Genomic DNA, 18,074 nt, shown 5'->3' on the forward strand with positions numbered 1-18,074 from the left:
GACGGTTTTCGATGAGTTATCAGGTTCTTGCACGTAAATGGCGTCCGCGCTCGTTCCGCGAAATGGTCGGCCAGACCCATGTGCTCAAGGCTCTGATCAATGCCTTGGACAGCCAGCGCCTGCACCACGCCTACCTGTTCACCGGTACGCGGGGCGTCGGCAAGACCACGATTGCGCGGATCATCGCCAAATGCCTGAACTGTGAAACAGGTATCACTTCAAGCCCGTGTGGCGAGTGTTCGGTGTGCCGCGAGATCGATGAAGGCCGTTTCGTCGACCTGATCGAGATCGACGCCGCGAGCCGGACCAAGGTCGAGGACACCCGCGAGCTGCTCGACAACGTGCAGTACGCCCCGAGCCGTGGGCGCTTCAAGGTCTACCTGATCGACGAAGTGCACATGCTCTCCAGCCATTCCTTCAATGCGCTGCTGAAAACCCTCGAAGAGCCGCCGCCCTACGTCAAGTTCATCCTGGCGACCACCGACCCGCAGAAACTTCCGGCAACGATTTTGTCGCGATGCCTGCAGTTCTCCCTGAAGAACATGACCCCTGAGCGGGTGGTCGAGCATTTGACCCACGTTCTGGGCGCCGAAAACGTCCCGTTCGAAGACGACGCGCTGTGGCTGCTCGGCCGCGCGGCCGATGGTTCGATGCGCGACGCCATGAGCCTGACCGACCAGGCCATCGCCTTCGGTGAAGGCAAGGTAATGGCCGCCGACGTGCGGGCGATGCTTGGTACGCTGGATCACGGCCAGGTCTACGACGTGCTGCATGCGCTGATCGAAGGCGACGCCAAGGCGTTGCTCGAAGCTGTGCGCCATCTCGCTGAACAGGGGCCGGACTGGAACGGCGTGCTCTCGGAAATTCTCAACGTGCTGCACCGCGTCGCCATCGCCCAGGCCTTGCCGGAAGGTGTCGACAACGGCCACGGCGACCGTGACCGGGTGTTGGCGCTGGCCCAGGCCTTGCCGGCCGAAGACGTGCAGTTCTACTACCAGATGGGCTTGATCGGTCGCCGCGACTTGCCGCTGGCGCCGGACCCGCGCGGCGGTTTCGAGATGGTGCTGCTGCGGATGCTGGCCTTCCGGCCGGCAGACACGGCGGACGCCCCGAGGCAACCGCTAAAGCCAGTGGGGATCAGCCAGGCCACAGTTGATTCCGCAAACTCAGTGGCTGCCGCGCCGAAACCTGCGCCGGTAGTTGCTGCGGCTGTTGCGCCCGCGCCGGCGCCGGTGGTTGCACCTGCGCCGGCTCCCGAGCCTGCACCGGTTGCCCCGGTGATTGCGCCTGAACCCGTTCCTGAGCCTGAACCCGAGCCAGTCGCCGTCGAGGAAGTCGTCGACCTGCCGTGGAACGACCCGGTAGAACCCGCGCCCGTGCAGCAGCCAGCGGTCGAGCCTGTACTGGAAACCACCGCCGAACAACCCGATTTGCCGCCGATGCCGCTGCCGACCCCGGACAGCGTCGTGCCGGACGCCCCGGAGTGGGCCGCCGCGCCGATCCCCGAGCCGTCGGTGGCCGACGTCGATGCCGCCACACCGGGCATGGACATGGACGACGAGCCGCCGCTCGACGAGGACTACATCGAGCCGGACATGGATTCGGCCTACAGTTACCTCGACGATCTGGCCAGCGAACACGCCGCAGAACCGGCCCCGGAGCCCGAGCCGGAACCCGCCGCCGCGCCCGCCACCGGTCTGGCCCTGCAATGGCTGGAGCTGTTCCCGAAACTGCCGATCTCCGGCATGACCGGCAGCATCGCCGCCAACTGCACCCTGATCGCCGTCGATGGCGACAACTGGCTGATGCACCTTGACCCGGCCCACAGCGCCTTGTTCAACGCCACCCAGCAGCGGCGTCTGAACGATGCGCTGAACCAGTTCCACGGCCGCACGCTGACCCTGACCATCGAGCTGATCAAGCCCGAGCAGGAAACCCCGGCCCAGGCCGCGTCCCGGCGCCGTGCCAACCGTCAGCGCGAGGCGGAGGAGTCGATCCACGGCGATCCGTTCATCCAGCAGATGGTGCAGCAGTTCGGTGCGGTCGTGCGACACGATACTATTGAACCTGTCGACGCCCTGGTCAGTCAGGGCTAATAACTGAGGGCGTCCGGCCTGTATGGCCGGGCGCTGTTTTGATCCAAGTACTTTTGAGGTGATTCCCATGATGAAAGGTGGCATGGCCGGCCTGATGAAGCAGGCACAGCAGATGCAGGAAAAAATGGCCAAGATGCAGGAAGAACTGGCCAACGCCGAAGTCACCGGCAAAGCCGGCGGCGATCTGGTCACCGTGGTGATGACCGGTCGTCATGACGTGAAAAAAGTCAGCATCGACCCGAGCGTACTGCCGGGCCTGGACGAAGACGACCGTGAAGTGGTCGAGGATCTGGTAGCCGCTGCGGTCAACGCCGCCGTGCGTCAGATCGAAGCCAACAGCCAGGCCAAGATGGGCAGTATGACCGCTGGCATGAACCTGCCGGCCGGTATGAAATTGCCGTTCTGATTCGCCTTTGCGGGTTGGATGAGCTACAAAAAATGCCAGGCACCGCGCCTGGCATTTTTGTTTCCGCCCGCTGATCGTTCCCGCGCTCTGCGTGGGAATGCAGGCAGGGACGCTCCGCGTCCCAAATCGAAAGCCGAACACGGAACGTCAGATATGGCATTCCCAAGTGGATGATTCGACGCTTAGGCGTTGCACCGATCATCAAGCGGAACGCACCATGCCCACCAAGGTCTGCTCCCTATACCGCCGAATTCACCATTAAAAGGAGACGCTGACATGTCCGACCCTCTGACCCTCAATCAACGCTTCGTGCTGGCCTCGCGGCCGGTGGGCGCGCCGACACCCGAAAATTTCCGTCTGGAGCGCGAGGCGCTGCCGGACCTTGAAGACGGCCAGGTGTTGCTCAAGACCCTGTACCTGTCGCTCGACCCCTACATGCGCGGGCGCATGAGTGACGCGCCGTCCTACGCAGCGCCGGTACAAATCGGCGAGGTGATGACCGGTGGCGCTGTCAGCCGTGTCGAGCAATCGCGTCATCCGAAATTCCACCCCGGCGATCTGGTCGTCGGTGCCACCGGTTGGCAAAGCCACAGCATCAGCGACGGCCGCAACATCATCCCGATCCCGTCCGGCCTGCCGAGTCCGTCGATGGCACTTGGCGTACTGGGCATGCCCGGCATGACCGCGTACATGGGACTGATGGACATCGGCCAGCCGAAAGAGGGCGAAACCCTGGTGGTCGCTGCCGCTTCCGGCGCGGTGGGTTCGGTGGTCGGCCAGGTGGCGAAGATCAAAGGCCTGCGCGCCGTCGGCGTGGCCGGTGGTGCGGACAAATGCAAATACGTGGTCGAGGAACTGGGCTTCGACGCCTGTATCGATCACAAGGCGCCGGACTTTGCCGAGCAACTGGCCAGGGCCTGCCCCAATGGCATCGACATCTATTACGAAAACGTCGGCGGCCATGTTTTCGATGCGGTCGTGCCGCTGCTCAATCCCAAGGCGCGGATTCCGCTGTGCGGTCTGATTGCCGGCTACAACGCCTCGGAAGCGCCGAAAGGCCCGGATCGTCTGCCTGCACTACAGCGCACCTTGCTGACCAAGCGCGTGCGGATTCAGGGCTTCATCGTGTTCGACGATTACGGTGACCGTCAGCCGGAATTCATCAGCGCCATGGTGCCGTGGGTGCGCGATGGCAAGGTGAAATTCCGCGAGGACGTGGTGGATGGTCTGGAGCAGGCGCCGCAGGCGTTTATCGGGCTGCTGGAGGGGCGCAACTTCGGCAAACTGGTGGTGAAGGTCGCTCAGGACTGAGGATTTGACGCTGGCCGGAGGCGCGGGTATAAACCGCGTCTCGTTGTTTTGTCGGACTTTTTCCCCATGAGCTTCAGCCCTTTGATTCGCCAACTGATCGACGCCCTGCGGACCTTGCCGGGCGTGGGTCAGAAAACTGCCCAGCGTATGGCGTTGCAGTTGCTCGAACGTGACCGCAGCGGCGGCACGCGCCTGGCCCAGGCCTTGAGCCAGGCCATGGAAGGGGTCGGACACTGCCGCCAGTGCCGTACGCTGACCGAAGACGATCTGTGCCCGCAATGCGCCGACACCCGGCGTGACGACACGCTGTTGTGCGTGGTGGAAGGGCCGATGGATGTCTACGCGGTCGAGCAGACCGGATTCCGTGGTCGCTATTTCGTGCTCAAGGGGCACCTGTCGCCGCTGGACGGCCTGGGCCCGGAAGCCATCGGCATTCCGCAGTTGATGGCGCGGATCGAAGAGGCGGGCACCTTCACCGAAGTCATCCTCGCCACCAACCCGACGGTAGAAGGCGAAGCAACCGCCCACTACATCGCCCAGTTGCTGCAGAACAAAGGCCTGATCGCCTCGCGCATCGCTCACGGCGTGCCGTTGGGCGGCGAACTGGAGCTGGTGGACGGCGGCACGCTGGCCCACTCGTTTGCCGGGCGTAAACCTATCTCGCTCTAATTTCCGGTGTCTGACCTGGCGCCTTCGCGAGCAAGCTCGCTCCCACAAGATTCTGGTGGCGCTCACATATCTGGTGAGCAACACCATTCACTGTGGGAGCGAGCTTGCTCGCGAAGGGTGCGCCTCGGTCTGACTGAATCACACAATCCTGTTGAAAACCAAGCAAGCGCTCGGTTAAGTTCGGCGAACCCTTCCATGGAGTTCGCCGATGCCCGCCTTCCAGGAATACTTCGACCCCAGCCACCAATTGGTTCGCGACAGCGTCAGACGTTTCGTCGAACGCGAGATCCTGCCGGACATCGATGCGTGGGAAGAAGCCGAAAGCTTCCCCCGTGAGCTGTACCTCAAGGCCGGTGCGGCCGGCATCCTCGGCATCGGTTACCCCGAAGCGCTGGGCGGCAGTCACGAAGGTGATCTGTTCGCCAAGATCGCCGCCAGTGAAGAGCTGATGCGCTGCGGCTCCGGCGGTCTGGTAGCCGGGCTCGGTTCGCTCGACATCGGCTTGCCGCCGATCGTCAAATGGGCCCGGCCCGAAGTCCGTGAGCGCGTCGTCCCCCAAGTGCTCAGCGGCGAGAAGATCAGTGCGCTGGCTGTCACCGAACCGGGCGGCGGTTCCGACGTCGCCAACCTGCAAACCCGCGCCATACGCGACGGCGATCATTACCGGGTCAGCGGCAGCAAGACTTTCATCACCAGTGGCGTACGCGCCGACTACTACACCGTCGCGGTGCGTACCGGCGCGCCCGGTTTTGGCGGCATCAGCCTGTTGCTGATCGAGAAGGACACGCCGGGTTTCACCGTCGGCCGTCAGTTGAAAAAAATGGGCTGGTGGGCGTCGGACACCGCTGAATTGTTCTTCGACGATTGCCGGGTGCCTGCAGGAAACCTGATCGGCGCCGAAAACATGGGCTTTGCCTGCATCATGGGCAACTTCCAGAGCGAGCGACTGGCCCTGGCGTTGATGGCCAACATGACCGCGCAACTGGCGCTGGAAGAAAGCCTGAAGTGGGCAAAGGAGCGGCAAGCGTTCGGCAAACCCATCGGCAAGTTCCAGGTGATCAAACATCGCCTCGCCGAAATGGCCACGGCGCTGGAAGTCTCGCGGGAGTTCACCTACCGGCAGGCGGCGAAGATGGCGGCGGGGCAGAGCGTGATCAAGGAGATTTCAATGGCCAAGAACTTCGCCACGGACACTTCGGACCGCATTACCACCGAAGCGGTGCAGATTCTTGGCGGGCTGGGTTATATGCGCGAAAGCCTGGTGGAGCGGCTGTACCGGGATAACCGCATCTTGTCGATTGGCGGCGGGACGCGGGAAGTGATGAACGAGATCATCAGCAAGCAGATGGGATTTTAGATTTTGCAGTGAGGCTGCTGGCCCATTCGCGAGCAAGCTCGCTCCCACAGAGAAACGCATTCCAACTGTGGGAGCGAGCTTGCTCGCGAAAGCGGTGGAGCAGGCGCTATTTACTTATCGGTCAGGGCAAACTGCGTCAGGCAGAACGTAGGAATTCCCATGTCCTCAAGACGCTGCGAACCACCCAGCTCCGGAAGGTCGATGATCGCCGCCGCTTCATGAACGCGGGCGCCCATGCGGCGGATCAGGTTGGCCGCTGCGATCAGCGTGCCGCCGGTGGCGATCAGGTCATCGAACATCACCACCGAATCGCCTTCACACAGGCTGTCGGCGTGCACTTCGAGGAACGCTTCGCCGTACTCGGTCGCGTAGCCTTCAGCCAGCACGTCCGCCGGCAGTTTGCCTTGCTTGCGGAACAGCACCAGCGGCTTGTTCAGTTGATAGGCCAGCACCGAACCGATCAGGAAGCCCCGCGCATCCATTGCGCCGATGTGAGTGAAGTCGGCTTCGACGTAACGGTGGGCGAAGCTGTCCATCACCAGGCGCAGGGCCTTGGGCGACTGGAACAGCGGGGTGATGTCGCGAAAGATCACACCCGGTTTCGGGAAATCGATCACGGGGCGGATCAGGGATTTGATGTCGAAGGAGTCGAAGACCATCGTCGAGGTGTCCTGGCAGGGCTGCAAACGGCGCAGTATACCCGCGGCTGAAACGATTCGCTCGGCCGCGGGTCGAGATCAGACTTCGAGCGAGCCGCCGGCCAGGGCGCAGAGCTGGATCGGGTCGAGGATATGGATTTCCTTGCCCTCGGCGGCGATCAGTTCGTTCTGCTGGAAGCGGGTGAAGACCCGGGACACGGTTTCCACCGCCAGCCCCAGGTAGTTGCCGATTTCATTGCGCGACATGCTCAGGCGGAACTGGTTGGCCGAGAAGCCGCGAGCGCGGAAACGCGCCGACAGGTTGACCAGGAAGGTGGCGATGCGCTCGTCGGCGGTTTTCTTCGACAGCAGCAACATCATTTGCTGGTCGTCGCGGATTTCCCGGCTCATCACGCGCATCAGCTGACGGCGCAACTGCGGCAATTGCAGGGCCAGTTCGTCGAGGCGTTCGAAGGGAATCTCGCAGACCGAGGTGGTTTCCAGCGCCTGGGCGGAAACCGGGTGTTTCTCGGTGTCCATGCCGGACAGCCCGACCAGTTCGCTCGGCAGGTGGAAGCCGGTCAGTTGTTCTTCGCCGGTATCGCTCAGGCTGAAGGTCTTCAGGGCGCCGGAGCGTACTGCATAAACGGAATCGAAAGTGTCGCCCTGGCGGAACAGGAACTCACCCTTTTTCAACGGGCGGCCACGTTTAACGATTTCGTCCAGCGCATCCATGTCTTCCAGATTCAGTGAAAGTGGCAGGCAGAGAGGGGCCAGGCTGCAATCCTTGCAATTAGCCTGGTTGTGAGCGCGCAGTTTAACTGGCTCGGACATTTCTTAAATCCTTGTGGGAAAACACACATAAGGCGTAAGGGTAACCCAGCGGAGGACATTCAGGCCAGCCTGTGGCGAGATTGCCCCCACGGCATAAAGCCGCAGGGATGACGGCCGATAAACAGGTATCTGACGGCATGCAAGGAACCGCTTCGATGACTGCTATAGGTACGCTGACCCCCGGTAACAGTGGCGTTGCGTCGTTGCTGGAAAGTGCTGAAACCTCCGTTGCCGATGAGTCCGGCACAGACGCGGCATCGTTGGGAAGCCCGACCTTGGTCGAGGGCGTCAAAGTGTCGCTGTCCGATGCCGCCATTGCTAAATCCGCCGGTTCCGGCGGGAAAAACCGCGATATCGAAGAAAGCGGCCTGCCGGAAAACGTCCAGCAATTGCTGAAGATGATTCGCAAATTGCGCCAGCAGATCGCCGAGAAGAACGCCCAGATCAACGCGCTGATGGCCAACAAGACCCTCTCCAACGAAGAGCGGTTCGCCAAAGTTGCTGCCCTTAAAGGCGCCATCTCCGCCCTCAACAACGGTCTGATCACCGCCAACCTGTCCCTGACCAAAGTCATCGACCAATCGGGCCTGACCGCTGACCAGAACCTGAAAACCAACGCGCTGTTGATGAAGAGCTAAATCACCCGCGAAAAACGCTGTCGGTTCTGCTGTTCCAGATACGCGTCGAACACCATGCACACTGAACGCACCAGCAGGCGCCCGGCCGGCAGCACGGTGATGCGCTCGCGATCCAGTTCGATCAGCCCGTCCTGCGCCATGCCCTGCAGTTGCGGCCAGAGCGCGCCGAAGTAACCCTGAAAATCGATGTTGAAGCGGCGCTCGATCTCGGCGAAATCCAGGCTGAAATTGCAGATCAGTTGCTGGATCACCGCACGGCGCAAGCGATCGTCAGCGTTGCACACCAGGCCGCGGCTGGTAGCCAGTTGCGCGCCGGCGAGGGTGTTCTGGTAGTGATTGAGGTCGCTGCTGTTCTGGCAGTACAGATCACCGATCTGGCTGATGGCCGACACGCCCAGCCCAATCAAATCGCAATGACCGTGGGTGGTGTAGCCCTGGAAATTGCGTTGCAGGGTCGATTCTTCCTGGGCAATCGCCAGTTCATCGTCGGGCAGGGCGAAGTGATCCATGCCGATGTAACGGTAGCCGGCGGCGGTCAGTTGTTCGATGGTGCGTTGCAGCATTTCCAGTTTCTGCGCCGGGCTCGGCAGTTCGTTGCCGTTGATCCGCCGCTGCGGCATGAAGCGTTCCGGCAGGTGCGCGTAGTTGAACACCGAGAGGCGGTCCGGTTGCAGGCTGATGACTTCCTCGACGGTGCGGGCAAAGTTGTCCGGGGTCTGCTTGGGCAGGCCGTAGATCAGGTCGATGTTGATCGAGCGAAATTGCAGGGTGCGCGCCGCGTCGATCACCGCGCGGGTTTCTTCCAGGCTTTGCAGGCGATTGACCGCGCGTTGCACCGCCGGATCGAGATCCTGCAGGCCGATGCTGACCCGGTTGAAGCCCAATTCGCGCAGCAGGCCCATGGTCGACCAGTCGGCTTCGCGCGGGTCGATCTCGATGCCGTAGTCGCCGGAGTCATCGTCCAGCAGATTGAAATGCTTGCGCAGGTGCGCCATCAACTGGCGCAATTCGTCGTGGCTGAGAAAGGTCGGCGTGCCGCCGCCGAAGTGCAGTTGCTCGACTTTCTGCGCCGGGTCGAGGTGGCAGGCGATCAGCTGGATTTCCTGCTCGAGCCTTTGCAGATACGGCAGGGCGCGGCCGCGATCCTTGGTGATGACCTTGTTGCAGGCGCAGTAGTAGCAAATGTTCGCGCAGAACGGCACGTGCACGTACAGCGACAACGGGCGCAGGGCCTTGCGGCTGTCGCGCAGGGCGTGGAACAGGTCGAAGGTGCCGACCTGACTGTGAAATTGCACGGCCGTCGGGTACGAGGTGTAGCGCGGCCCCGCCAGGTCGTAGCGGCGGATCAAATCGGTGTCCCAACGAATGGCGTCGAGCATGCGGGCATTCCCCCGGATAGGCTGGCAGTGTGCCGAGTCTAGGGGAGGGCGCGAAAAGGCATCTTGATTTGCATCAACGGGGATATGTGTGTTGCCAGTGCGGGCCTTTTCGCGAGCAAGCTCGCTCCCACAGGAGATTTGTGGGCTACACAAAACCTGTGGGAGCGAGCTTGCTCGCGAAGGCCGCGCCGCCGATCAGTGGCCCATCAGCCAGTGCTGGTGCGGCCCCGGCAGGGTCCAGATACCAAACAGGATCACCAGCAGACCGCCGGCCATGCGCACGCTGCGTTTGCGTAACAGCGCCGTGACCCGTTCGGCCGCGAGGCCGGTCGCCAGCAATACCGGCCAGGTGCCGAGCCCGAAGGCGAGCATCAGCAAGGCGCTGTCGATTGCATTGCCCTGACTGGCCGACCACAGCAACGTGCTGTAAACCAGCCCGCACGGCAGCCAACCCCACAACGCGCCGAGCAGCAACGCCCGGGGCAGGCTCGACACCGGCAGCAGACGATTGGCGACAGGCTGAATGTAACGCCACAGTCCACGACCCAGGCTTTCGATACGGGTCAGGCCGCTCCACCATCCGGCCAGGTACAAGCCCATGGCGATCAGCAGCAACCCGGCGAGTACGCGCATGAACAGCGCAGCAGGACTGTTGGCCACCGCCCATCCCGCCAGGCCAATCAGCAGACCGGCCGTGGCATAACTGAGGATTCGCCCGAGGTTATAGGCCAGCAACAATCGAAAGCGTCGGCTGCGTTGTTCCTTGGGAATCGCCAGGGTCAGCGCGCCCATCAGACCGCCGCACATGCCCAGGCAATGCCCGCCGCCGAGCAGGCCGAGGATCAACGCAGACACCAGCAGCGGCGCCAGTTCAAGCATGGGGTGGCGCCTTGTCGTCCGGTTTGGCCGGGTTGGCTTCGTCCACCGCAGCGGTGTGGTTCGGGTCCTGATCGTCGAACAGGATGCTGTGGGCCGGGCCGTCGAGGTCGTCGTACTGGCCGCTGTCCACCGCCCAGAAGAAGATGTAGACGGCGATGGCCACGATCAGCAGCGCGGCCGGAATCATCACGTAGAGAGCTGGCATCTGTACTCCATGCCCGCGCGGCTCAGGCCGGCAGCGGGCGGGTTTCTGACGTGGCGTTGACGGCCGGCGCACTCGGCAGGCGAGTCAGGCGCAGGGCGTTGAGCACCACGGTCAGCGAACTGATCGACATGCCGACGGCGGCCCATACCGGAGTGATCCAGCCGAGGGCGGCGAACGGCAACATGAGGCCATTGTACAGCGCGGCCCACAACAGGTTCTCGATGATCACCCGGCGGGTGCGGCGGGCCAGCATGAAGGCTTGTACCAAGGCGTCGAGCCGGTTGGACAGCAGCACCGCGTCGGCACTGGTTTTCGCCAGATCGGTGGCCGAGCCCATGGCCACGCTGATGTCCGCAGCGGCCAGCACCGGCACGTCGTTGACCCCGTCACCGAGCATCAACACCTTGCGGCCGTTCTTGTGCAGTTGTTGCAGCACTTGCAGCTTGTCGTCCGGGCGCAGACCTCCTCGCGCCTCATCGATACCCAGTTCGGCGGCGACACTGGCGACCATCGGCGAACTGTCGCCCGACAGCAGCAGCGTGCGCCAGCCGCGCGCCTTGCACGCCGCGAGCAGGGCCGGAGCGTCGTCGCGCAGACGGTCGTCGAGAGCGAACCAGGCCAGCGGCCCCTGACTGTCACCGAGAAGCAGCCATTGCCCCGGCTCCTTCGGCATCGATGGCACAGGCGTACCGCTGAGATCACAGACAAAATCCGCCTGACCGATACGCAAGCGCTGTTCGCCGACCAACCCTTCAAGCCCCAGGCCCGGCGTGCTGTGGACATCTTCGGCAGCCAGCGGCGCGCGACCGAAGGCGCGGGCAATCGGGTGTTCCGAACGGTTTTCCAGGGCGGCGGCGAGGCTCAGGCATTGATCGCTGTCGAGGGCGCCGAGGGGGCGGATCGAGCGCAGCACCAACCGGCCTTCGGTGAGGGTGCCGGTCTTGTCGAAGATCACCGTGTCGATCTGGTTCAGGCCTTCCAGCACATGGCCGCGCGTCAGCAGCAGGCCGAGTTTGTGCAGGGTGCCGGTGGCGGCGGTCAGCGCAGTCGGCGTTGCCAGAGACAGGGCGCACGGGCAAGTGGCGACCAGCATGGCGAGGACGATCCAGAACGCCCGCGAAGAATCCAGTTCCCACCACAACAGGCCGATGGCGGCCGCTGCGATCAGCGACAGCAACAGAAACCATTGCGCGGCGCGGTCGGCGATTTCCGCCAGTCGTGGTTTTTCCGCCTGGGCGCGATCCAGCAGGCGGACGATGGCCGACAATCGCGTGTCCTGACCGAGCGCCTGCACCTCGACGGTCAACGCGCCTTCCACGTTCAGTGTGCCGGCGGTGACAGCATCGCCCTTGGTGCGCGGTTGAGGCAGGTATTCGCCGGTCAGCACCGATTCGTCGATGCTCGACTGGCCATCGAGGATCTTGCCGTCCGCTGGCAACACCGAACCCGGTTGCACCAGCACCCGGTCACCCAGGCGCAGTTCGCTGAGCAGGATGCGTTCAGTCTGGCCGGCGTCGTCGAGGCGCAGGCACGAGGCCGGCAACAGATTGACCAGTTGCGCGGTGGCAGCAGCGGTGCGTTCCCGGGCGCGGCGTTCGAGGTAGCGTCCGGCGAGCAGGAACAGCGCGAACATGCCCACCGCATCGAAGTACAGCTCGCCGACCCCGGTGATCGAAGTCCAGATCCCGGCGACATAAGCCGCGCCAATGGCCAGCGACACCGAGACGTCCATGGTCAGATGGCGAGTGCGCAGGTCGCGCATGGCCCCTTTGAAAAACGGCGCGCAGCTGTAGAACACGATCGGTGTGGTGAGGAACAGCGCGACCCAGCGCAGTATGGTGTGCAACTCGGGGCTGAGGTCGATGTTGAATTCCGGCCAGGTCGCCATGGTCGCCATCATCGCCTGGAACCACAGCAGCCCGGCGACCCCGAGTTGGCGCAGGGCGAGGCGGTTTTCGCTGGCCAGTTGTTCGCTGGCACGGTCGGCCTGATAGGGATGCGCGACGTAGCCGATGTGGCGCAATTCGCCGAGGATCTGGCTCAGCGGCAACTGAGCGTCAGCCCAGCGCACATGCAGGCGATGATTGGACAGGTTCAGCCGCGCCTCGGCCACGGCGGGCAGGGTGCGCAGGTGTTTCTCGATCAGCCAGCCGCACGCGGCGCAACTGATGCCTTCCATCAGCAGGGTGGTTTCGGCCAGTTCACCTTCGTGGCGCACGAACGGTTGCTGCACGTCGGCGCGGTCGTACAGCTCAAGTTCATCGACCAGTTGCACCGGCAGCGCTTCGGGGTTGGCCGAGGCTTCGCTGCGGTGCTGGTAATAGCTTTCCAGGCCACCGGCGACGATGGCTTCGGCCACGGCCTGGCAGCCCGGGCAGCAGAACTCGCGGGATTCCCCGAGCACGACGGCAGTGAAGCGGCTGCCCGACGGGACGGGCAGGGCGCAGTGGTAGCAGGGCAGTGGGGTGGTCATCAGCTAAATCTTTGTCGTCCGGGAGGGCCCCTTCGCGGGCAAGCCCGCTCCCACAGGTTTCGTGAAGGCCACAAATCCCCTGCGGGAGCCAGCTTGCCGGAAAAGATCGGCTTTACTTCTTCAGGTCTTCTGCACCCTGCAGCGGCTCATCACCCAGCAACAAATCCTTGTCATGGCTGACCAGCTCTTCCTCAAACATCCGCCACACGTGATCGTCCTGAGTGCCCAGCAACTCAACAAAGCGCCGGCCTTCGATCTTGTCGCTCAACTGGCCGATGTAGCGGCCCTGTTCAGTCTCGCTGCGGGCCAGGACGATCTTGCGATCCTTCTCCGGCTGGGTCGGCGAGATCAGGTTCAGTTCCAGGGTTTTCGGCTGGCTGTCGCCGCTCAGGCGCAGGTCGACTTCACCGGTGACGTCATCCAGGTGCACGGCGGCGCGCATCTTCAGGGTCTGGGCCAGCAGCTCGCGGTCCAGCGAACGGTTGATGCCCTTGCCGGCCTCGTAGTAGTTGTCGTTGACCAGGTTGTCCGGGTTGTTCACCGCGATGGTTACCATGGACAGTGTCAGGGTCACCGAACAGGCCAGAATCCCGATGATGATCCATGGCCAGAGGTGCTTGTACCAGGGACTTGCGGTGTTTGCTGCGGGCATGTTCAGTTCTCTCAACGATTTTGTGGGCCGATGAATCGGCTCTTGGCTTCTACGTGGACGCTGTCGTCATCGGCATCCTTGAGGATGAATTTCACCTCGTTGGTGCTCGATGGCAATTGTTCGGGCGCGCTCGACAACTCGACCGGCATGCTGAAGATTTCCCCGGCCGGCACCTTGATCTCGCGTTTGCCTTGCAGGCGCAGATCCGGCAAACCGGCGGCTTCCAGCACATAGGTGTGGTCGCGCTGATCCTTGTTCATGATCTTCAGGCTGTAAACGTTTTCGATCCGGCCTTCGGCGTTTTCACGGTACAGCACACGGTCCTTGCTGACGTCGAAACCCACCAGCGAACGCATGAAGAAGGCCGTCACCAACAGGCTGATCATCGCCAGCAACACCACGGCATAACCGATCAGGCGCGGGCGCAGTTTATGGGTTTTCTGCCCGGACAAGTTGTGTTCGGTGGTGTAGCTGATCAGCCCGCGCGGGTAGTCCATCTTGTCCATGATGCTGTCGCAGGCGTCGATGCATGCGGCGCAACCGATGCACTCGATCTGCAGGCCGTCGCGGATGTCGATGCCGGTCGGGCAGACCTGGACGCACATGGTGCAGTCGATGCAGTCGCCCAGGCCCTGGGCCTTGTAGTCGACGCCTTTCTTGCGCGGGCCACGGCTTTCGCCGCGACGCGGATCGTAGGAAACGATCAGGGTGTCCTTGTCGAACATCACGCTCTGGAAGCGCGCATACGGACACATGTAGATGCACACCTGCTCACGCAGCCAGCCGGCGTTGCCGTAGGTGGCGAGGGTGAAGAAACCGACCCAGAAATACGACCAGCCATCGGCCTGCCCCGTGAAAAATTCGAAGACCAGTTCGCGGATCGGCGAGAAGTAGCCGACGAAGGTCATGCCGGTAACGAATCCGATCAGCAGCCATAGCGCATGCTTGGCGAATTTGCGCAGGAACTTGTTGGCGCTCATCGGCGCCTTGTCGAGCTTGATGCGCTGGTTGCGGTCGCCTTCGGTGACCTTCTCGCACCACATGAAAATCCACGTCCACACACTTTGCGGGCAGGTGTACCCGCACCAGACCCGGCCGGCATACACGGTGATGAAGAACAGGCCGAACGCGGCAATGATCAACAGGCCCGAGAGCAGAATGAAGTCCTGCGGCCAGAACGTTGCGCCGAAAATGAAGAACTTGCGCTCAGGCAGGTTCCACCACACGGCCTGATGGCCGCCCCAGTTCAGCCACACCGTACCGAAATACAGCAGGAACAAGGCAGCGCCGCCCATCATCCGCAGATTGCGGAACAGGCCGGTGAAAGCACGGGTGTAGATTTTTTCTCGAGAGGCGTAAAGGTCGACGCTGTTGTTCGCGTTCTTGCTGGGTGGCGTGACGTCGTGTACCGGAATCTGGTTGCTCATCATTGCATCCCACGGCAGTGGAAAAATGCCTCGGTCGATACGTGCCGGCCGGGGTCAAAAAGGGGTGTTGCGGTGGCGCAATGATACGCCTGTACTATCGACGAACGGGTGCGACCTTTGGTCGCGTTGGGGAAAGATCATGAATGGTGTAGCGAATGTGACAAAGCATGATGCAGATCAATTGACTATAGACGATAGGTGCTGCTGGCATCGCGGCGGCAACGCTGCAAAAGCACAGGCATTGCCGCCGCTTTCATGAGTCGGTCAAGGCAAGCGGCCTCGGCCAAGACTGTCTATCCCGCCGGTGCCGCGCTTTCTGTCGACAGCGGCTTCGCCCACGATGGATCGTGTTTGTCGTCTCAGGCTGCTGTTGTCGGTCGCATCATTTTGTGGCGTCTGTTCATCCGTTTGAATCGGCTGATCAGTATCCTGATTCTGATGTTGTTCGTTCATCGTATCGCTTCCTTGCAAGATGAGTCGTGAGGTAGGCAGCACATCGGCTGCAGGTGGACGTTATCGCTTGCCAGCCAATGTGCCCATCGAATTTCAATTGCGAGATGTGAAGCTGCGATGCGGGGCTTTCACTCCCACGGATTGATCAACGCAACGCCGCTGGATTCAAAATCGCTGATGTAGTGCTGCTTGATGATCTGCGTGGCTGAAAACCGGTTCTTGGTTGTTCGCTTTTCATTCGTCAATGATTAGATTGGTCTAGTTGGAGTAAAAGAGTTCTGGCTTCTGTTGTTTTTATGTTTGAAACAAGTTTATTTAATTGTTCCTGTTGTCTCCTTTGAGATGTACCGTTTGATCGAATATGTTTGTGTCTGGCGATATTCAGTTGCCAGTTGGTATTCAAGTTAAATGGAGTTTCAAGGTTATGGCTTTCAATGGAGTTTTAAAGTTTCTGCTGGGTGTCTGTTTGTTTTCTTCTGTTGCTGTGGCGCATGCCGTTGAGGGTATGCCGCGGCACATGGTCTTCGCGTCCGATACGCAATATCCATGGACTGACAAGACCGACAGTGGAGCGCCGGAGTCCGATACGGATTTCGAAAAGCGTGCCAAGTGGCTGGTGGACAGCCAGTTGGGCAGTATCGCCGACTTTCGAAATGCCCACGGAGGGCAGGCGGCAATCCCGTTGATGATCAACGGTGACATTACCGCTTTTGGCCACGGTTGGCAGCGCTCGTATATGAAGTCGGCCCTGGAAAAATACTTCAAGGGTGATTACCTGTACGGCTTGGGTAATCATGATTACGAAAATAACGTGGATGACTGTTTCAGTAATAGTTGTGCGGCGGGCAGTATTGTCGAGTTCAACGAACATCATAAGGGTAAGGTGGATAATTTTGACCTCAAGGTCACCGGAGCTTTTCTGAATATCCTTTATTCAGGCAGTCTTGCGTACTCGAAAAATGTCGGCGAAGTTCATCTGGTGCAGCTCAACAACGAGCCAACTTATGCCACGAAGATTTCTCATGCACTCAATCCGACAACCTTCAACATCACCAGTGCACTGGACTGGCTGGAGAACGATTTGAGGATGGCGAGGACCCAGGGCTACGCCATCATCATCAATATGCACAAGTGGGACGACTGGCAGGGAGACTCTAAACAGCAGCAGCGTTTTCTGGACATGATCGAGAAGTATGAAGTTACCGCTATCTTTGCAGGTCATTACCATACGCAAGGTGGTGGCAGGCGCTGGTTGGGCAAGGTGCCGATGTTTCTCAGCGGCGCAACGTCCCAGCAAACGTACCTGACGGCCAGCTTCTCAGATGATCGCAAGCAGCTGCACGTCAATCTGGTCGAGAACAATGAATGGCACAAACCGCATTTCGTGCACACGGTTCCGGTGAAGTCCATCTGGGCCAGTCGCCCATAAGCAACGGCCCCGCCAATTCTCATTGGCGGGGCCGTTTTTTTGCTTGAAGCGTTGGCCTTACTGGGCCTCGGCTTCCGCTGGTTTTTCACCGTGGGACAGGCTGTAAACATAAGCCGCCAGCAGATGAACCTTGTCGTTGCCTTGCAGTTGTTCCTGGGCAGGCATCTGGCCCTGACGGCCGTAACGGATGGTCTGCTGCAGCTGCGCGAAGCTCGAACCGTAGATGAATGCAGCCGGGTGGGTCAGGTTCGGGGCGCCCATTGCTGGCGTGCCTTTGCCTTCCGGGCCGTGGCACGCCACGCAGTTGGCGGCGAACAGTTTCTGGCCGTTGGCCGGATCTGCCTTGGTGCCTTCCGGCAACTTGCGGCCATCCAGATTGCTCACCACGAATGCGGCCACGTCGGCCACGCCTTGCTCACCGATCACCTCAGCCCAGGCCGGCATCACCGCGTGACGACCGCCCATGATGGTGGTCTTGATGGTTTCCGGCTCGCCGCCCCAGCGCCAGTCGGCGTCGGTCAGGTTAGGGAAACCATAAGCGCCCTTGGCGTCGGAACCGTGGCAGACCGAGCAGTTGGAGGCGAACAGACGGCCACCCATCTTCAGGGCTTGCGGATCCTTGGCCACTTCTTCAATTGGCATGGCGGCGAACTTGGCGAAGATCGGACCGAACTTGGCGTCCGAGCGAGCCATTTCCTTTTCCCACTCGTGAACGCCGGTCCAGCCGGTCTGGCCGTTGGCGAACGCGGTCTGCTTTTCGGTATCGAGGTAGTTGTAGCCCGGCAGCAGACCTTTCCAGTTGCCCAGGCCCGGGTACAGCACCAGATAACCCAGAGCAAACACGATGGTGCCCACGAACAGCATGAACCACCATTTCGGCAGCGGGTTGTCGTACTCCTCGATCCCGTCGAAGGAGTGGCCGACCGTCTCGTCGGTCTGCTCGGCGCGCTGACCCTTGCGGGTCGACAGCAACAGCCAGGTCAGGGAAAAGATCGTACCGAGACTGAGGACTGTGACGTACAGACTCCAGAATGTAGTCATTCTTTGTTACTCCTAGAAGCTTGCTCGACGTGCTTGATGGCTTCGGGATCATCCGCGAAGGGCAGCAAGGTCGCGTCTTCAAACTCCGACTTGCGCTTGGGGCTGAACACCCACAACGCCAGGCCGATGAAGGCAACCATCACGACAACGGTGCCCAGGCCTCGAATCATCCCGATATCCATCTAGA

The 18,074-nt window shown here is 61.4% G+C and carries 18 protein-coding genes; 7 read left to right on the forward strand and 11 right to left on the reverse strand.

Features of this window, described 5'->3' with window-relative positions:
• The first annotated feature begins 11 nt into the window (after window positions 1-11).
• The 5 genes from dnaX (at window position 12) to IHQ43_RS09460 (ending at window position 5,839) form a co-directional block, all read left to right on the forward strand.
• Window positions 12-2,096 (forward strand): DNA polymerase III subunit gamma/tau, encoded by a 2,085-nt coding sequence (dnaX, locus tag IHQ43_RS09440; protein ID WP_192564133.1) that lies wholly within the window; start codon window positions 12-14, stop codon window positions 2,094-2,096.
• Window positions 2,097-2,163: 67 nt separating this feature from the next.
• A complete protein-coding gene (locus IHQ43_RS09445; RefSeq protein WP_007951650.1) occupies window positions 2,164-2,502 on the forward strand; it encodes a YbaB/EbfC family nucleoid-associated protein in 339 nt (112 codons plus the stop codon).
• Between the two features lie 276 nt (window positions 2,503-2,778).
• Complete coding sequence (locus IHQ43_RS09450; RefSeq protein WP_192564134.1) at window positions 2,779-3,813, forward strand: NADP-dependent oxidoreductase; 1,035 nt, start codon at window positions 2,779-2,781, stop codon at window positions 3,811-3,813.
• A 66-nt stretch (window positions 3,814-3,879) separates the two neighbouring features.
• Window positions 3,880-4,482, forward strand: coding sequence for a recombination mediator RecR (recR, locus tag IHQ43_RS09455; protein ID WP_007951652.1), 603 nt, complete (start codon window positions 3,880-3,882; stop codon window positions 4,480-4,482).
• Between the two features lie 208 nt (window positions 4,483-4,690).
• Window positions 4,691-5,839 carry an acyl-CoA dehydrogenase family protein gene (locus IHQ43_RS09460; RefSeq protein ID WP_192564135.1) on the forward strand — a complete coding sequence of 383 codons (1,149 nt, stop codon included), beginning with the start codon at window positions 4,691-4,693 and terminating at the stop codon, window positions 5,837-5,839.
• 110 nt (window positions 5,840-5,949) lie between these two features.
• Here IHQ43_RS09460 and IHQ43_RS09465 read toward each other — a convergent pair whose 3' ends face one another.
• Together IHQ43_RS09465 and fnr are read right to left on the reverse strand one after the other, a co-directional pair.
• Window positions 5,950-6,498, reverse strand: coding sequence for an adenine phosphoribosyltransferase (locus tag IHQ43_RS09465; protein WP_003223345.1), 549 nt, complete (start codon window positions 6,496-6,498; stop codon window positions 5,950-5,952).
• Between the two features lie 78 nt (window positions 6,499-6,576).
• Entirely contained in the window at window positions 6,577-7,311 is a 735-nt protein-coding gene (gene fnr, locus IHQ43_RS09470) for a fumarate/nitrate reduction transcriptional regulator Fnr (protein WP_007951654.1), read from the reverse strand.
• A gap of 155 nt (window positions 7,312-7,466) precedes the next feature.
• Between fnr and IHQ43_RS09475 the strand changes: the two genes are divergently transcribed.
• On the forward strand, window positions 7,467-7,949 hold the full coding sequence (locus IHQ43_RS09475) for a hypothetical protein (protein WP_192564136.1): 483 nt from the start codon (window positions 7,467-7,469) through the stop codon (window positions 7,947-7,949).
• Here IHQ43_RS09475 and hemN read toward each other — a convergent pair.
• The 7 genes from hemN to IHQ43_RS09510 all read right to left on the reverse strand — a co-directional run bounded on the left by hemN (window position 7,946) and on the right by IHQ43_RS09510 (window position 15,417).
• On the reverse strand, window positions 7,946-9,328 hold the full coding sequence (gene hemN / locus IHQ43_RS09480; RefSeq protein WP_192564137.1) for an oxygen-independent coproporphyrinogen III oxidase: 1,383 nt from the start codon (window positions 9,326-9,328) through the stop codon (window positions 7,946-7,948). The genes IHQ43_RS09475 and hemN overlap by 4 nt on opposite strands.
• A 195-nt stretch (window positions 9,329-9,523) precedes the next feature.
• On the reverse strand, window positions 9,524-10,207 hold the full coding sequence (locus IHQ43_RS09485) for a sulfite exporter TauE/SafE family protein (protein ID WP_179692122.1): 684 nt from the start codon (window positions 10,205-10,207) through the stop codon (window positions 9,524-9,526).
• Entirely contained in the window at window positions 10,200-10,412 is a 213-nt protein-coding gene (gene ccoS / locus IHQ43_RS09490; RefSeq protein WP_007951659.1) for a cbb3-type cytochrome oxidase assembly protein CcoS, read from the reverse strand. Before ccoS ends, IHQ43_RS09485 begins: the two co-directional genes overlap by 8 nt.
• 22 nt (window positions 10,413-10,434) lie before the next feature.
• The gene (locus tag IHQ43_RS09495; protein ID WP_192564138.1) at window positions 10,435-12,885 is read right to left on the reverse strand and encodes a heavy metal translocating P-type ATPase; all 2,451 of its coding nucleotides are present in this window, start codon (window positions 12,883-12,885) and stop codon (window positions 10,435-10,437) included.
• Between the two features lie 112 nt (window positions 12,886-12,997).
• Window positions 12,998-13,537, reverse strand: coding sequence for a FixH family protein (locus IHQ43_RS09500; RefSeq protein ID WP_192564139.1), 540 nt, complete (start codon window positions 13,535-13,537; stop codon window positions 12,998-13,000).
• Window positions 13,538-13,548: 11 nt separating this feature from the next.
• The gene (gene ccoG / locus IHQ43_RS09505) at window positions 13,549-14,964 is read right to left on the reverse strand and encodes a cytochrome c oxidase accessory protein CcoG (RefSeq protein ID WP_007951662.1); all 1,416 of its coding nucleotides are present in this window, start codon (window positions 14,962-14,964) and stop codon (window positions 13,549-13,551) included.
• Between the two features lie 264 nt (window positions 14,965-15,228).
• Window positions 15,229-15,417: a hypothetical protein gene (locus IHQ43_RS09510; protein WP_192564140.1), complete on the reverse strand. Its 189-nt coding sequence runs from the start codon at window positions 15,415-15,417 to the stop codon at window positions 15,229-15,231.
• 424 nt (window positions 15,418-15,841) lie between these two features.
• Between IHQ43_RS09510 and IHQ43_RS09515 the strand changes: the two genes are divergently transcribed.
• Window positions 15,842-16,846, forward strand: a complete 1,005-nt coding sequence (locus tag IHQ43_RS09515; protein ID WP_192564967.1) for a metallophosphoesterase family protein — start codon at window positions 15,842-15,844, stop codon at window positions 16,844-16,846.
• A gap of 57 nt (window positions 16,847-16,903) precedes the next feature.
• Here IHQ43_RS09515 and ccoP read toward each other — a convergent pair whose 3' ends face one another.
• Both ccoP and IHQ43_RS09525 read right to left on the reverse strand, forming a co-directional pair.
• Entirely contained in the window at window positions 16,904-17,887 is a 984-nt protein-coding gene (gene ccoP / locus IHQ43_RS09520) for a cytochrome-c oxidase, cbb3-type subunit III (protein ID WP_192564141.1), read from the reverse strand.
• A complete protein-coding gene (locus IHQ43_RS09525) occupies window positions 17,884-18,069 on the reverse strand; it encodes a CcoQ/FixQ family Cbb3-type cytochrome c oxidase assembly chaperone (protein WP_003175465.1) in 186 nt (61 codons plus the stop codon). Before IHQ43_RS09525 ends, ccoP begins: the two co-directional genes overlap by 4 nt.
• Window positions 18,070-18,074: the final 5 nt, after the last annotated feature.

The sequence above is a fragment of the Pseudomonas gozinkensis genome, from assembly GCF_014863585.1.
Classification (GTDB): domain Bacteria; phylum Pseudomonadota; class Gammaproteobacteria; order Pseudomonadales; family Pseudomonadaceae; genus Aquipseudomonas; species Aquipseudomonas gozinkensis.

Coding starts and splice junctions, on each gene's coding strand:
- IHQ43_RS09515 (WP_192564967.1), top strand. CDS start 15,842: ATGGCTTTCAATGGAGTTTTAAAGTTTCTGCTGGGTGTCTGTTTGTTT.
- IHQ43_RS09485 (WP_179692122.1), bottom strand. CDS start 10,207: ATGCTTGAACTGGCGCCGCTGCTGGTGTCTGCGTTGATCCTCGGCCTG.
- ccoS (WP_007951659.1), bottom strand. CDS start 10,412: ATGCCAGCTCTCTACGTGATGATTCCGGCCGCGCTGCTGATCGTGGCC.
- IHQ43_RS09495 (WP_192564138.1), bottom strand. CDS start 12,885: ATGACCACCCCACTGCCCTGCTACCACTGCGCCCTGCCCGTCCCGTCG.
- dnaX (WP_192564133.1), top strand. CDS start 12: ATGAGTTATCAGGTTCTTGCACGTAAATGGCGTCCGCGCTCGTTCCGC.
- IHQ43_RS09450 (WP_192564134.1), top strand. CDS start 2,779: ATGTCCGACCCTCTGACCCTCAATCAACGCTTCGTGCTGGCCTCGCGG.
- hemN (WP_192564137.1), bottom strand. CDS start 9,328: ATGCTCGACGCCATTCGTTGGGACACCGATTTGATCCGCCGCTACGAC.
- IHQ43_RS09475 (WP_192564136.1), top strand. CDS start 7,467: ATGACTGCTATAGGTACGCTGACCCCCGGTAACAGTGGCGTTGCGTCG.
- ccoP (WP_192564141.1), bottom strand. CDS start 17,887: ATGACTACATTCTGGAGTCTGTACGTCACAGTCCTCAGTCTCGGTACG.
- IHQ43_RS09500 (WP_192564139.1), bottom strand. CDS start 13,537: ATGCCCGCAGCAAACACCGCAAGTCCCTGGTACAAGCACCTCTGGCCA.
- IHQ43_RS09510 (WP_192564140.1), bottom strand. CDS start 15,417: ATGAACGAACAACATCAGAATCAGGATACTGATCAGCCGATTCAAACG.
- recR (WP_007951652.1), top strand. CDS start 3,880: ATGAGCTTCAGCCCTTTGATTCGCCAACTGATCGACGCCCTGCGGACC.
- IHQ43_RS09445 (WP_007951650.1), top strand. CDS start 2,164: ATGATGAAAGGTGGCATGGCCGGCCTGATGAAGCAGGCACAGCAGATG.
- IHQ43_RS09465 (WP_003223345.1), bottom strand. CDS start 6,498: ATGGTCTTCGACTCCTTCGACATCAAATCCCTGATCCGCCCCGTGATC.
- IHQ43_RS09525 (WP_003175465.1), bottom strand. CDS start 18,069: ATGGATATCGGGATGATTCGAGGCCTGGGCACCGTTGTCGTGATGGTT.
- ccoG (WP_007951662.1), bottom strand. CDS start 14,964: ATGAGCAACCAGATTCCGGTACACGACGTCACGCCACCCAGCAAGAAC.
- fnr (WP_007951654.1), bottom strand. CDS start 7,311: ATGTCCGAGCCAGTTAAACTGCGCGCTCACAACCAGGCTAATTGCAAG.
- IHQ43_RS09460 (WP_192564135.1), top strand. CDS start 4,691: ATGCCCGCCTTCCAGGAATACTTCGACCCCAGCCACCAATTGGTTCGC.